This is a genomic window from Planococcus antarcticus DSM 14505, assembly GCF_001687565.2.
Lineage (GTDB): Bacteria > Bacillota > Bacilli > Bacillales_A > Planococcaceae > Planococcus > Planococcus antarcticus.
In genome coordinates this window covers 3,450,437-3,466,070 of the sequence record NZ_CP016534.2, presented here as the reverse complement: position 1 = coordinate 3,466,070, position 15,634 = coordinate 3,450,437, and the positions used below count along the sequence as shown (strand labels likewise).

General features: G+C 34.0%; 7 protein-coding genes. 6 read left to right on the top strand and 1 reads right to left on the bottom strand.

Annotated features, from left to right (window positions below; translation table 11 throughout):
• Nucleotides 1–183: 183 nt before the first annotated feature.
• The 3 genes from BBH88_RS16965 to BBH88_RS16955 are packed head-to-tail and all read left to right on the top strand — an operon-like array spanning nt 184 to nt 7,260.
• Entirely contained in the window at nt 184–1,944 is a 1,761-nt protein-coding gene (locus BBH88_RS16965; RefSeq protein ID WP_065536424.1) for a hypothetical protein, read from the top strand.
• 19 nt (nt 1,945–1,963) lie between these two features.
• Nucleotides 1,964–3,508: a hypothetical protein gene (locus BBH88_RS16960; RefSeq protein WP_065536425.1), complete on the top strand. Its 1,545-nt coding sequence runs from the start codon at nt 1,964–1,966 to the stop codon at nt 3,506–3,508.
• Nucleotides 3,509–3,513: 5 nt separating this feature from the next.
• Entirely contained in the window at nt 3,514–7,260 is a 3,747-nt protein-coding gene (locus tag BBH88_RS16955; RefSeq protein WP_065536426.1) for a hypothetical protein, read from the top strand.
• Nucleotides 7,261–7,401: 141 nt separating this feature from the next.
• Here BBH88_RS16955 and BBH88_RS16950 read toward each other — a convergent pair whose 3' ends face one another.
• Nucleotides 7,402–8,718, bottom strand: a complete 1,317-nt coding sequence (locus BBH88_RS16950) for an IS1380 family transposase (protein WP_065536202.1) — start codon at nt 8,716–8,718, stop codon at nt 7,402–7,404.
• Between the two features lie 232 nt (nt 8,719–8,950).
• Between BBH88_RS16950 and BBH88_RS16945 the strand changes: the two genes are divergently transcribed.
• The 3 genes from BBH88_RS16945 to BBH88_RS16935 are packed head-to-tail and all read left to right on the top strand — an operon-like array spanning nt 8,951 to nt 15,494.
• Nucleotides 8,951–10,396, top strand: a complete 1,446-nt coding sequence (locus BBH88_RS16945) for an ATP-binding protein (RefSeq protein ID WP_083387825.1) — start codon at nt 8,951–8,953, stop codon at nt 10,394–10,396.
• Nucleotides 10,397–10,399: 3 nt separating this feature from the next.
• Nucleotides 10,400–11,221: a DUF4007 family protein gene (locus BBH88_RS16940; RefSeq protein ID WP_065536428.1), complete on the top strand. Its 822-nt coding sequence runs from the start codon at nt 10,400–10,402 to the stop codon at nt 11,219–11,221.
• A gap of 16 nt (nt 11,222–11,237) precedes the next feature.
• Nucleotides 11,238–15,494, top strand: coding sequence for a hypothetical protein (locus BBH88_RS16935; protein WP_065536429.1), 4,257 nt, complete (start codon nt 11,238–11,240; stop codon nt 15,492–15,494).
• The last annotated feature ends 140 nt before the right edge of the window (nt 15,495–15,634 follow it).

Below are 15,634 nucleotides of genomic sequence, written 5' to 3'. Positions count from 1 at the left end.
ATGAATCTTACTGTAACTATAGTATTGAATGAAAACGATGATTTAATGACATAATAACTAGTTTATAATAGCGAGTTTTAATTCTAATTCCAATTGTTGTTATTTTTACATTGGAAAAATGGTAAAATAAAATTATTACATATACATAATTATCAAAATATATAAAACAGAGAGGTGTTTGAAGTGACTAATTCATATATAAAATATCTTCAGTCAATGAACAACGCAAGTAGTGCTAATGATAATGCCATAGCAGAGTCGCAAATTACAAATTCTTATTATGATCACATTCGAATAGAAAGAGAATTGGGGACTTATTTAATAGATACTATAAAAGAGAAACCCTCCGTTATTCTCCTTACGGGCCATGCTGGTGATGGAAAAACGGGTTTACTTCACCAGATACTAAGAACTTTTAATGTTATCCGTCCTCAGGACAATTTGAAGATTAAAGATATCTGTTTTATTGAAGAACTTTCTAGCTCATTATTATATGTAAAAGATATGAGTGAATTATCCTTACTGCAGCAGGTTGCTTATCTTAAGGAAGGGTTCGAGGTTAAGGCGCAGGGTGGATCGGCAATCATTATTTCGAATACAGGTCCTTTAATTGAAGCGTTTAAAGAATATGAAAAGACTAGATCAAATGATGCTGACTTAGATGCTATTGAGATGGAAATTTTGGAAATGATGGATAATAATAATGGGGAAGCTGAATTTGTTGGGCAGCATGAAGTTGTATTGATTAATTTGGCGAGAATAGACAACACAGGTTTAGTGCCTATGTTATTTGAAAAAATTCTTCAACCTGATTTATGGTCACCTTGTCAGACGTGTGGTGCTGCAGGAAGTTGTCCAATATACAATAACTATAATACTATTCAAAGAAATAAAGAATCCGTAACAACTTTTATAGAAGCTTTCTATAGATGGTTGTATGAAACTGAGAAACGATTAACTATACGCCAAATTTTGGCACACTTAACTTATTCAGTCACAGGGAATTTAGATTGTGAAACCCTAAGTACTAAAAGAGTAGAAGAAAATTTATATAACTATCATTTTGCTAATTTATTTTTTGGCTTTATTGGTACAAAAAGTTCTAGTGATGCTTTGAAGATTAAAGCAATCCGAGAAATTCAATCATTGCGAATAGACGAGAAAGATCTGCCGCATAATTACAATATATTTGTAAGAAACGATTTTTCAAAACTAAAAAAGGAAGTCCGACATCTGACGGAGAAATTCTGGATTAATGAAATGCGTTTCTATAATAGAAATTCAAGTAATTTACATTCGGATGAAAAACCATATTTGTTGAGAAAAGCTATGAGACGTATGCAAGTGTTATTTGGAGAATACTCAATTGAAGAACAAGACATGCTATTAGCAAAAGTCTTTGTACCGGTTTTTCCTAAGTATCTCAAAATGACAGAAGAGCCTCTTAAAAAGAGGGAACTGCGGATTCTAGAACAAATGATCATCCGGGCACTTAATATCATCTTAGTTGGCAATACTGAAGGTTTGAAAGCTGAAGGAGTGTTGTATCTTCCCTTAAAAAGGAATGACGGTGGAGCACAGAACGTCCAGCTTTTATTGGGGAAAGTGGAGACGAACGAAATCTCAATTGTCCAGGAAAAAGTGGATTCAAAATTTGACAAGGGTATTAGCTTTTATCAAATTGAACTCAATTTTTCAAAAATTAAGGGTAGTTTTCCGCTTTCCTTATTGCTGCTAGATTACTTCGATAATGTTGCTAGAGGATCGGTCTCGACCAAGTTAAACCCTTCATTGACTCACGGTGTAGATAAGATGAAAGCGAAAATTTATAAATCGTATAAGTTCAATGATAAGAACGAAGAGATAAAGATTTTAGTTCAAACTTTACAGGGACCTTTATTATTGAATATGGAACTTGAAGAAGACTCTTTATACGTTGAATAAGATATTGGAGGAGATAAAGTTGGTAAAAGAATATCCACCGTTGCGCGATTTAAAAACATTTGAGAAAAACCCCCAAATTCAAATATATGGACATAGACTTTTTAAAGACCAAACCCTTTATGAATATTTGTTGGAGTTCTTGGTGGTCTTCATTTCTAAAAAAGGTGATTCACAATATAGTGATGCAGATGAAGGATTCTCCTTTTATGTGCCTACTAATGGAGAAAAATTAACGTATTTTCCTGCTCCTAAAATCGGGCTAAAAAGATTCGTTTTCTTTAATCATAGCGATCAAGAAAAACGATTTGCAATTGACAAATCTGCTTTAAATGCACATCGAAAACATTTAGATTCACTTATTGATCTGAATGGAAATAAAACTATGCCTAAGCAATTAGTTTTAGAAGTTTTGCAAGACTTGCTATATGGCTTCAATGCTGTGACCGGTAAACGCTCTTGGTTTGCACAATCCCTTTTGCCGATGGCTCCGGAAATGATCTTTTGTGAAGCGATTGGAAGTAAAAGTGTGCGAACAAAGTTGTCAGAATTAGAGGGAGAACAAGGTGATAATGAAAACAAGTGGGCAGAGATTGACAAAAAATTCAAATTTGATCAACATGCGTTTATGGCAAGAGGTGGAGAAGTTTACTACTTACATGTGGCTCAAGCGCTTCAAAATGCAGCTCCAGAGTGTAAATACTCAATTACTGTTGGCATAAAAGAAATGATTAGCGGTATTGAGCAACTCAGTCAAATATCTAGATTTATTCAAAATCAATGGGAAGAAGTAGTGGATAATTCGAAAGAGAATGATTTGTATTTTCATTACATCAAGAAGACTGCTGAATTTATACCGAACACTTATGCTAAAAGAGGCGATTTTACGGTAGAGGAAATTCATAATCTTATCAGCTGTGAATTAGATCCTTTTGAAAAAATAAAACTTTTTGGAACTCTAATTGCTATGCAAATTATTCGTTTAATGACGTTACAAGCCACTGAGACGATTAAGGCTGAAGATTCACAAGAATGGTTGATTGATTTAACAAACGACTCTAAAAGCCCTATCCGTAAAATCGCGGTAAATTCTTATAGGGATTTAGAGGAAAATGTATTTAGAGCCATCCATCATGCTGATTTAGAAAGTTATTTGAAAAAAAATGAAAATATAAATATGACAGCAACAAAAGCTTTTGATGCTGCAGCAAAAGATACAAATCTATTAGTGCGTCGGTTAGCCAAATCAATAGGCCTTGTTATTCCTGTGAAAGGACCAAATATGCGTTTCAGTTTGAACGAAGATTTAGTGAAGGTACTAGTTGTTACTTTAATAGAACCTGGAGAAAGACTTTTATTCTCAACATTTTTAAAGAAATGCTATAAGCATTTCAAAATTATTATTGGTTCAAAGGAAGCGGCACAACATTTTCATGAACGAGAAATGACTCATTTAGTGGATTTTGATGAAAACGAAGCTGCGTTCCAACAATTATTGAAAAACTGTGGTTTTTTAAGAAACTTATCTGATGCTACATCTATAGTAGAAAATCCGTTTAAAGGGTGAATGCAATGCTAAAATATGTCGAAGAATTAGAGAAAATCGTTAATGAAAAAAATAATCAAGCTTTAAATGCTTCTTTTTTTAGAATTGACCATATTAGTCATCCTGCTATCTATTTAAAATTAGCGAATTCTTTAAAAAAGAATAACGAGCAACTTATTATTAAATTGTCCCAAGAAAAATATGAAGAGTTTATCCAAGAAAACAAGTTTGGAGCGGTTCTCAATCAATTGAAAGAAAAGGACATGATTAGTGATAGCGACCGTTTAACAAAATGGCGTAATACCTTTGCTCAAGAAAAGAAAACAATCATTCTACTTGGTACAGAGAGTGTGCAAGATAAAGGTGGATTGGCAGATTTTTATTCCATTACCCCTAAAGATATTGAAAAATCTTTAAACGGGAATTATGCCAAATGGTTTGATGGGATAATTGATATTGAAAATAAAGCTGAGGTAAATTTAGTCAATAGTATGTTCGAAGTGATTTTTAAGCTAATACCTATAGATTTATTACAAGTGAGTGAAATAGTTGAAGATATAAAAGTTGAAGGGCTTACAGAAGCTTCGGAATTGATTCAATTTGTTTTAAGAAACTTATGGAATTATTTTGAGTTGCCTAATATTAAAACTATAGAAGCAAAGACAATTAGTAAGATGTCTAGTAATAATAAATTAACTCTTTTAGAAAGTGCAGCTAAGTTTATCCGCAGAGAAGAGTATAAGGACGGATTTAGTCTTAGTAAAGAAAAAAAGCTAATTCAAAAGTTTGAGAAGTTTTCCGAAAATGAGGATTTCGATTTCTATAAACATGATATTGAAGAAAAATTTAACTCTTATGAAAACCTTCAAGAAAAAGTTTTGGATTTCGCTAAAGGTATCAATATACAACAACTAAGAGAAGAACTTGGTCTTTTTGATTTCTGTATATTAAATAAAATATTAGGCGTTAAAATGGAAATTGTGAAGCCTAAAGTTTCTAAAATTAGAATGATAAAAGGTAATCCTTTGCATGCTTTTTCGATGATGATAATTGAATATATACAAGAAGCTAAAGAAGAAGGAGAGATTATTGAGGGAAGTAAACTGATAATTGATGTCCAACAAATTTCTTTAGCAGAAGGCATTATAAGAGAAGATCAAGAAAGCCGATGGAAAGAGCTGTGTATAGCAGTTAGAGGTATAACTGAGTATATAAATGACGAATTAGAAAATATTGTTACTATTGAATATTTAAACCAAGACGATGTTTTTAACATCGATAAATTTAGTAACCCAATCATCGACTTTCCTTCAACTAAAAAGGTTTCTAAAATAGAATTTCGATTAAGGATAGAAAAATTTGAAGCACTAACTTTTAATTGGTCCTTCAATCCGTATGATTACTGGCTTCAATCATTTTCCTACCTGTCAATACTAAAGGAACAGCTTGAAGAGAAGGACATGTTATTGCCTGTTTTCAGCTCAAATAATTTAGGTAACCTATTATCCAGTACAGACACGGCTTCTTTCCACTTTCAGCTAAAAGAAAATGAAATTTTAGCAAAAGATATATTAAAAACCTTAAAACATTTACAGTCGATAGATGGGATGTTATTTGGGAAGCTGCTTCGCTTAAGAGAGCCTTTTATTGATTTTTTGCATTACATGAATCAAGAAGGATTTTATAAATCTATAAATACGAATTATAGCAATACAGCAGCGATATTTATAAATAAATATATCGAAGTTATGAAAGAAATCTACGAAAATATTGGACAGATGAAGCAGGTTGAAAAGGATAGTCTTTACTTAGTGTCAAATTTATTTTGTATCCTTGCAACAGAAGATATAAGAGCTGCTGTCGGTAAGATTGAAGGTGCTATTATTCCTCCTTTCCATCCAGCAATGCTTGAAAAAATAATAGATCAACAAGCATATCAAAGAAAAGGAATGGCTGAGGTGGTAAAGGAAAGTCTTACATCTGATGCAATTTCTGCAGCAAAGTTAAAGTCGAAATTTGAGAAACTCGAGAGACAGTCAACTATAATATCGGGAGTAGATACCATTTTAAGCGAAGACAATCTGAGCCGTATCCCGTCACAAGTATTGGGGTATTTTGCTTTGCATGGATCTAACAGTAAAACTACCATACTTGATAGTACAAGTCTGTTAGGAGCGAGTTCATCTAACGGAGATGAGAATGATGAAGATGACTCAGCTTCTAACTCTGCAAAAGCAAAATTAATTCAATCGCATATTCAACAGTATATTACCACTTTCCCAGCTAATATTGATTCACTTTCAATTGGTTTTGTTAACTTTAATCAATTACAGCCAGTCATCGAAGGTTTGCACAAATTCATCGATAACTATAAAAATTCGCCGCATGGTGTCAATCTTCGACTAGATATATTATCATCAAAAACTAACTATAAAGCTAAAAACTACATGAGCATGTGGCTGGAAAGTGTATTTACTGAAGATGATAATATCATGATTCAAACATATTTCAATAAATTTGATCCAAGCAATATGAATAGTATTGAAGAAGTTATAGATGGAAAACAGTATGATTTATTATTCATTGAAAATCTCATGGTAACAAAAGAAATTAAGTATGAAAAAACCGGGGAACAGTCCATTAAACCAGGAGATACTCGTTTTCCTATGGTATTCCATCCAATGCCTGTAAGAAATGACGAAACTATTAGAAATGTGTCTATAAGCCAAAAACAATTTCAGGCATCTTTTGCACATTCTCAATTAGTATTCTGGATTGAGCACCCTTTTAGTGAAAAACAATTATACAGAGTTGAAAAGGTTCTGGGCCTTGAAGCTTCTATTAAAGAAATGCTACAACGCTTGCACAAGAATTCTCAGTGGGTAATCTCACTTGATACGGGACTTGATAAATCGATTTTTGAGAAAGAACATATCATAAGTTTTGCTACTGGTGAAGGTGCATTTGGTGAGTTGAATGTCGCAATTTCAGCTTCTGAAGCTATGAAAGAAGATATTGCGTTAAGACTTAAAAATCGTTTAAAGGCACTTTTCACATCCTGGAGTGTGGATATGTGTGAGGAATCTGCTAAGTATCTATTAGCTTCTTCTTCTGCTCTAGACGGAATAAAAGTACTGAAAGCCCTTAATCCTCGTGACTATGAAATTCACAGCTTTTTATCCGGAATTCTAGCTGTAAAAACTTTAGAAATCGATTCTCTTGGATCTCAAACGATTTTGAAAAGTTTTATTTCTTTAGATTCTTATAGTCACTGGTTTAACAATGAACCTAACAGACCTGACTATTTACTTCTTGAGATTGAAAAAGATAGTTTAAATGAGGAGCAGCTCATCATAAAAGCAAATTTATTAGAGTGTAAAATGGGCAAAGAAAATCAAGTGCATATCGATAAAGGCACTCTTCAGCTTAAAAACAGTCTTAACTTTTTAGGCAAGGTATTCAATGGGGATTCAACTGCTAATGATCGACGGTATTGGTACGCTCAATTATACCGGTTGTTAGCATTTTCTCCGGTTCATATTACAGATGACCAAATTACGAAAGATGCTTTAAATCATAACCTCCTGAAAATTCTTGATGGAGAGTTCAAAATTAATTGGAATGCAACACTTCTTACTTATTGGTTAGATCATAATAATAAAGAGGTCTCGAATTCAGAAATACTACTAGATGGCAACGATGTGAAAATTAATCATAAACCTGAATTATTCACGCTTGGTCGCTCATCCGGGAATTTAGCTGAAATTCACTGATTGTCGAAATTTTTTAAGGCATATTTCCTCTTTTTCATTTCATCTACGTGAAATTCTGCATCGACTCATTTAAAAAGAGCGTTTTTGGGCAGACGACTCCCTTGGCAGAGATCCAAATTTCAAAAAAGGAGTAATGAGAAGCTATTCGATTTTCAGCTGTTGAATCCGGGCGAGGATTTTCCAAAAGAAGTCTTGGTAGACAAAACTGGAAGACAATTTGAAGTAAAGAGACCGTCCTGACTTCACCAGCTTACTGGCCACTTTTACCAGTCGTGTCCGGATGGTCTGGATCTGCATCTTCTTTTGCCCTTCCGGAAACGTTAATGTGCGCAGCCAATTCACTAAATTATAAGCCAACAGGCTTAGCATCATTTTCGCTTCGTTCACTTGGTAGGAATGGCTGTTCATTCGATCAAATCCAAACCCATTTTTAGCTTCTTTGATGTAATTTTCCATGGTTCCTCTTTTTTGATAGGTGCGGACAATGGCTTCCGGGGAGAACACGTCCGTGAAATTCGTCACAAAAAATGTATGGGTAAAGAACAATTCACCCGCAGGCCGTGCGGACTGGATGACGACTTTCCGGGGCTTATCCCATTTTTTCGCCTGATAGGTTGTTTCTGAAACATGATATTCGGTCTTTGTGCTGTCAGATGGTGTCGAAGATGGATGGTATTCCTCCGCAAGACATTGCAGGATGGCATTGGATTTGAGCCGGATGACGTAATAGACCGATTCCTTTTCACATAGTTCATACAAAGCCGGAACGGCAAACCCACTGTCCCCGCGGATGAACGGCGTCGTCTCAGGAAACTGTTCATTATAATGTTCAATCAGCGGCCGGATGAAATCCACGACTCCGTTGGATGTGTAGACATTGCCGGGGCGCAGCTGGGCTTTCAAGAAATCACCGGTGATCCCGTCAAAAGCGACCAACGGATGGAAACCGACCGTCCCGTAATGGGCATTGTACGCCGCATCGCACTGGTTGCCGTAGGTATCGGCATGTGTCGAGTCCAGATCGAAGATGATCGCTTCAGCTTTCCGGTGCCGATGCACTTTATCGAGCAGTTCCTGGTTGGCTTGTTGTAATTGAATCATCGCTTCCGGATTAAAACGTGGCCAAAAACGAGATAGACTGGGTTGGGAAGCTAACGCTCCTTGTCCGAGAACTTGAGTGAAAATCGGATCGTCCGTCAGGTGGTCCGCAGCATCATCTTCCGCATAACCCGCTATTATCTGGTAGATTTTCTGGCCGAATAATTTTTCGTTCGAATGGATCCAATGAGAACGAGTATCTTTCAAATGAAGATGCTTCGCCACGGTTTGCGAAAAGCCAAGCTTTACGTCGAATTCCTTGAACAGGAACGCGCCGGTATCTGAGGAAAGTGAACCTCCATCATTTGATAATTTGATCTGACGATTGAAATCAAGGGATATTTGCGGTAATGTAGCCATAAGAAGAATCCTTTCTGTTGGTTATTTTGTGGTGATTTAACCTTAGCAGAAACGGATTCTTTTTTCATTTTTTTCATGCATAAGCAAAGGCCCCAAAAGCCGATGAACTCGGGTTTTGGGGCCTTTATCAATAAATCGGTGAATAATTCAGGATAAAGCATATGGGCAGCTCTATATTCAATCGCAGTTGTTACCACAAAAAGAAAGACAGGATATTGAGTTCATTGCTCCTATGACTAAAGAATTTGATGCTTTTGCAGATGATGAGGAGAATTACAAAGAAGTTATAAGAAGTCTTGATAATGATGAGTTATATATAGAAGAATATGATGTAATTAATGTTAAAATGCCACAGCTAGTTTCAGGGAATGTAAAAGCAGAAGTTGGCGAAGACTTTTACAAAAATGTAGCGGACAAAATTAATCACAAGTTTTCTCAAGCGGCAGAAAATCAGAAAGAAATGAAAAAGGATAAAGATTTAGTAGAAGATGATTCGAAAGAACAACATCTACCTGAAGTAGTAATTAAAGAAATAAAAAAATCTGATCAAAGTCTAGAGTCTATTAGGGTTTTATTAGGTGAAGATACCCGAACAAAGAAAAAGATTTATTGGGAATATGGACATCCAAAGCTCGAAAATCGACATATCTTAATTTCAGGGAAATCAGGAGTAGGTAAGACTTATTTTATGCAATGTCTTTTATTAGAACTAGCTAATAATAATATTTCTAGCTTGATTTTTGATTATACGGATGGTTTTAAGAAAAGTAAGTTAGAACCAGAATTTAAAGATTCTTTAGGGGATCGTATAAATCAATTTCAAGTTCAAAAAGAGGGATTCCCAGTTAATCCCTTTAAAAAGAATATGAAGGAAATTGATGAAGATGATTTTATGGAAGAATCGGATATTGATGTAGCGGAACGCATTCGAAGTGTATTTAGTGCAGTTTATCCTGGTATGGGTGATCAGCAAGCAAATGCTATATACCGCGCCACTTTTAATGGCTTAAAAAAGTATGGTAGCAAAATGAGTCTTCAATACTTGAAAACTGAATTGGAAAACGATAACTCTGGTAATGCAAAAACTGTTCTTTCGAAGATTGAACCTTTAATTGATCGTAATCCTTTCGATATTGAAAAAGAGTATGACTGGGAAGAGCACCGTACTAAGGATGGAATTGTTTTTGTTGTTCAACTTTCCGGCTTTGTTAGAGAAGTACAACTAATTGTTACAGAATTCATTTTATGGGATCTATGGAACTTCAATATATCTCATGGTGATAAATCAAAACCATTTCCAGTTATTTTAGACGAAGCTCAAAACTTAGATCACTCTGAAAAATCTCCAAGCGCTAAAATATTGACTGAAGGCAGGAAATTTGGATGGTCTGGTTGGTATGCAACCCAATTCATGCAAGGGCAAATGGCGAAAGATGAAATACGTCGTTTGCAAAATGCGGGGCAAAAAGTTTATTTCTCTCCACCGGAATCGGAAATAAATGATATGGCAAGCTTTTTAAGTACAGATACTTCAGAACGAAAAGAATGGGCCAATAAATTATCCAGAATTGGCAAGGGGCAATGTATAGTTTCAGGACCTATGTTGAAAGAAAATGGGGAATTGCAATACGGAAGACCTGCCATAATAGATGTCACCTCATTGAAAGAAAGGATTTAAAAAATGAAATATCAGTTAAATTTCCATCAAACATTTGCACCTGAAACAGAAGCACTCGCACAATTGTTGCGAGTAGCTTCTTCTAATCGTGAATATCTTTCAAAAGAAGAAATTTCTTCACTCACAATGATTCCGACTGGAGAAAAGTCAGGTAAGGTAGTACCGCATATTTACTATTCCAGGGCCATGGGGCTAATTAATTTCGACAAAAAAGATAGTAAGTATTACTTGTCATTAACAGCTTTAGGAGAAGTTATTTATCAAGAGGATCCTTTTTTGACTGAGGATTTATCGAAAATTATTTGTCATTGCGAAATGACTAACAAGTATTCTTCTACTTTGTTATGGTCATACTTGTTTAACAAGTACATTCCTGTCAGTGGAGAGATATTTTCACAAAGCAGTTTCTCTAATGCTGTTACTAGGGAGTTTGACAGCTCAAAAGTCAATTTGTCCCCTTTAAGATCCTTTTATACTGCTGAAAGGTCATTTGCAAGTTTAAGTTTTTTGTCTATAGAAAATGATAAGTTTATTATTTCAGCTCATCCTATAAATCGGGTTTATCGGTTTGTTTATGCCTATTTGCTTTTAAAAAATTGGGAAATACATTTGCCTACACAATCTGAAATTACATTTACAGAAATTACCGATACTTTGGGTTTCGGAAATTCATTTGTTTGGAATGAAGATACTGTGATGGAGGTATTAGAACTGCTGCAGGATCAGGGAGTAGTCGTCGTCAATAGACAATTGTCTCCAATTACAATAATTAAACAAGTTTCTTCTGATTATTGTTTAAGTAAACTATATAACTTTTTAATCTAAGTAAAGAAGGTGTACTATGCATCAATTAAAGGATATTTTAAGATTTAAAAAAGAATTATACTTTAATGGGGCAGTCCAGGTGGACTGGTTTTATAACGAAGAGAAACAAAATGAAATAGCTAAAAGTTTTGTTTTTCATGGACCTGAATATTTTGGAGTAGCAGAAAATGATATCGCATTTAAGTCTCACCGCTTAGTAGATACCGCAACCTTTACTAATATTCTGGCTAACAAATTATATGATGAAAGTCCTTTATCGAATTTCTTTATGACAATTGCTCCCTACGGGACAGGTAAATCCCATTTAGCTGTGACACTTGCAAGCCTCTTTAGTGGGGATACACAAGGACGGAAGAATGTGCTCTCAAATTTACAGAGTGTAGATTTAAAAATTTCTAAAGAAATATCTACTTATACATTAAAACCAAATTTAGTATTGATATTGAACGGTATGAAAGACTTTAATTTAAATTACGAGATATTAAATACAACTCAAAAAACCTTAGATATCAATGGTGTAAATGGAGATTTTCTTAAAGACTTAACTAAATCTTATGATATAGCTCGGAATTTCGTTTCTAATACTTTCGAGAACTACGTAAATCTATATGAGAAATATAGTGAAGAATTGTTAAATAAGATGCCTACTAATATGTTGAAAGAATATTTGGTTGAAAATATTTTACAAGAATCTAATGTTTTTGAAGTGGTTAATAAAGTTTATTTTGACATAAACGGTACGTACATTAGGTGGGATGAAGGTGTCTCAGCAGGAGATGTATTAACTAAAATAGCAGATGCCTTATGTGGTGAAAGAGCGCAGTTTAATAAAGTGGTTGTGTTTTTTGACGAATTTGGACGATATATTGAGTTTGCATCATCTTATCCAACTCGAGCAGGAGATTCGGCATTACAACAGATTTATGAAGCAGTTCAAGACAGTAACGATAAAATTATCTTTGTAGGTTTTATTCAGTCTGATTTAAAGTCTTACCTCACTCGAGTAGATCGAACTGCTAATATCAATCGCTATATAGGTAGATACGAGGCAAGTGAAAAAGTCCATTTATCTTCCAACCTGGAAACCATTTTTGCTAATTTAATTGAGCGTAAAAACCAAAGTGCTTTTAAAGAATTAGTGGTTAATAAAATAGATAATCAGATAAATGACTGGCGTTCGTACCATGAAGATTTCCTAGCATGGGCTCCTCAAGCAGAAAGCTCAAGTGTATGGGGAGATTTTGAGCACTTTAAAAAAGTTGTATTAGAAGGAATTTATCCTTTACATCCACTGACATCTTGGATGCTTTCTAATCTTTCCTCCTGGCTGCAACAACGCTCTTCACTGACTTTTTTAGAGCGGCAGATTGAATTCGAAGGAGAAAGAGAGTTGAGAGAGTTCGGGGATTTGGTAATTGTACCGGCTACTCGAATAATACGTACAGAATTTTTCAAAGAACTTCTTGCTGCCGAACAAGAAGGACGCAAGCAAAGCGAATATGCAATATTATATAATCAAGTATTGTCCAAATATGACGATAAGTTTGATGAGCGCCAAAGAGAAGTGCTTGCAGCAAATTTAATACTACGGATCGGTCGTTTCAAGACTCGAAATGCAGTAGATGCTAAAAAAGCGTTAGCGTATGCATCAAACCTCTCGATAAAAGAGGTAGAGGCAGCAATAGAGCAGTTAGAAGGAAACTTTGGTGTAATTAGTTTTGATGAAAGTGCAAACGTTTACGACTTTGTTGCCGATGCAATTGGAATAAATGATTTTAAACGACTGGTTAACAAGAAAAAAAGTAAGTTGGAATTAGATTTATCTTTAATATTTGACAATGCTTTGGACGACATCTTACCTCTTGATAAACAAGAAACTGCATTTGGTGGACATCATTTTATTAAAACAACAGAGTGGCAATTCACTCAAAAAATTGTTCATATTAAAGATATGAATTTGAGATTTTTAACTCAACTAAAAAAAGAGTGGAAAGAATCAGTAGGGCCGGACACTCCTAAAGGACGTTTAGTATGGATTTACTTACCTGCTGATATCAGTGAGGAGAGATTAAATAATGTTAAAACTATCTTAAAGAAAGAAAGTTTTAACGAAGCTCCTATAGCCTTTTGTATTCTAGATGATAAAGATAATAAATTTCATGAAGCTATTCAAGAATATCAAATCACTAATTTATTCACCCCACCAGAAAAAGAGAAGTATAGTCGGTTTATTACAGATTTTAAATTGAAAGTCAGTAACATTTTAGCGGACTCCTTCAATGAACTTGCGACAAAAAGGTTAGTATTAAAGGCTAGTGGAATTGAAAAAATCAATGTAAGGCCAAGTAAGTATATAGAACAACTTTTTATGGAGCTGTATAGCAGAGTTATTCCTTTCCCTTTTACTGAATTTGCTCAAAAGAATCTATCAAAAGGGAAAAAACATTTGTCTCGTATTGGGCGTTTGGTGTTATCGGAAGCTACATTTCAACTGATTCATTCAGAAACTACAGAAATTAGAAATCGCGTTGAGGATCTGCTCTTTGAGAAAAAAGCTGGTTCCTGGGGTGTTTTCAATGGGGATTATCAGATGATTTCTCCTACTAATCCCCGCGTATTGTACATTTTTAATGAATGGGATGAAATCCTTGAAAAAGAAGGGGAAATGGATATTCAAAACATTTTTGATCGATATCAAGTTCCTCCATTTGGAATAAATGATTATGCACTAGCACTTCTTATAGCAGTGTATTTAGTACAGCATAAATCAGAAACTCGTTTAAATGTGGACAATTCGCGACTAAGGTTAGAAGAGTGGAGTAAAGTAGTCTTCTTAGATAAAAATGTAGATTTCAAATCCTTATTTTCAACAATTGTATTACGTATTAATCCGGAAGAGTCTGCTAGCCGTTATCTAACTTTGTTTAAAAAAGTAAATCAAAATAATGATGTATTAATAGCAAATCAACTTTTCAATGACTATGAAAAATTAAAAAAAGAAGAAGACGTGCCTAGAGATTTAGAAGATAAAGTGGCACATCTTGAGTATCTTTTAAAAGAAGGACATCGACTTTATAATAATTCAATTCGCAAATTCGGTAAAATTCGTGCCGACATAAGTGAAGCAACTAGAAAAAAAGATGACTTCAAATTATTGTTCGAAATATTAGATACTGTTGAAAATATACACGGTCAAGTAGAAGATTCAGAGAAATATGTTTATAACATTAGTCAAATAGAAGAGGCAAAACAGATTGAAGTGCGTTGTCATAATCACATTAAAGAAACTTTTCCTACTTATATTAAGGAATTAAAGTGCCAAAGTCTTGCACAAGCTAGCGGTTTTGATAAGTGGGTAGATAAAATTATTGATTCCTTGAATAAGCATGATTATTTATCAGAAGCACGACAACTAAAAAGTCGAAAAAATGCAATACTGGATAACTTAAACGAAGGTCTTAAAACTAGAGAAATTGAAGATACTATTAATCAATTTGCTAGAAAGAATGCTCCTTCTGTTTCTCTTGGGTACCAAAGATTAGTACAAATTAAAGAAGAAGGTTCGAAAAATATCGAATTTGTAAAAAAAAGTAAAGTTGATAATAAAATTAAAGAAGAATTGCATAAAATTATAGAAGGTATTCTGCAAAAAACAGACGATTGTCTTAAAAAACTAAATGCAGAAGTTGGAGAAATTTATGATGCTATCTACGACTTATCAACAGTAGACGAGTGTGAGAATTTCTTTATCAAAGTAAAACAAATCTTAAATAAAGAAATACGAGAAGAAGACCGTGAAGGAATAGAAGAAGCTGCAAACAATTTGCAAAACTTTTTAAACGACATTCAAGTACTTCATAGTATCAAAGAGAATCGAGAAGCTTTGATGATAGAAATAAGAGCTTTAGAAAAAAAATGGATGAACATTGAATCAGAAATTGATTTTTCAGTTGTATTAGTGAATTATAAAAATGATTTAGTAATTCGTTTAAATGAACAAGCTGAGAAATGGAAAGTGAAATATATCGTTGAAGAGAATGATTTAAATTCTTGGGACTTTAAACAATGTTCAACATGGTTACAACATACAAACGTAATACCACTTTATTTAACATCTGAATTAATTCAAGATGTAAATAAGTTAGATCAAAATATTCAAAAACGACTAAGTGAGTTAAATGTAGATGCAGTGATAGGTTTGTTCTTCGATTTGACTAAAGAACAACAAGAAGTGACTTTACAAAAAATGAAAGAAGTTGTTGGATTGAATTAACGACTGAGATTAGTAATATTTTAAAGCACAAATAGAAGTGATTTAGTTAGGCCATTTATGATATAACATGTTAAAATTAATAATGTATTTGTAATAAAAATTAGATTAATAATTTTGGAGAAAACGTATGAATAAAGAAA

Coding starts and splice junctions, on each gene's coding strand:
- BBH88_RS16955 (WP_065536426.1), top strand. CDS start 3,514: ATGCTAAAATATGTCGAAGAATTAGAGAAAATCGTTAATGAAAAAAAT.
- BBH88_RS16950 (WP_065536202.1), bottom strand. CDS start 8,718: ATGGCTACATTACCGCAAATATCCCTTGATTTCAATCGTCAGATCAAA.
- BBH88_RS16945 (WP_083387825.1), top strand. CDS start 8,951: ATGACTAAAGAATTTGATGCTTTTGCAGATGATGAGGAGAATTACAAA.
- BBH88_RS16940 (WP_065536428.1), top strand. CDS start 10,400: ATGAAATATCAGTTAAATTTCCATCAAACATTTGCACCTGAAACAGAA.
- BBH88_RS16935 (WP_065536429.1), top strand. CDS start 11,238: ATGCATCAATTAAAGGATATTTTAAGATTTAAAAAAGAATTATACTTT.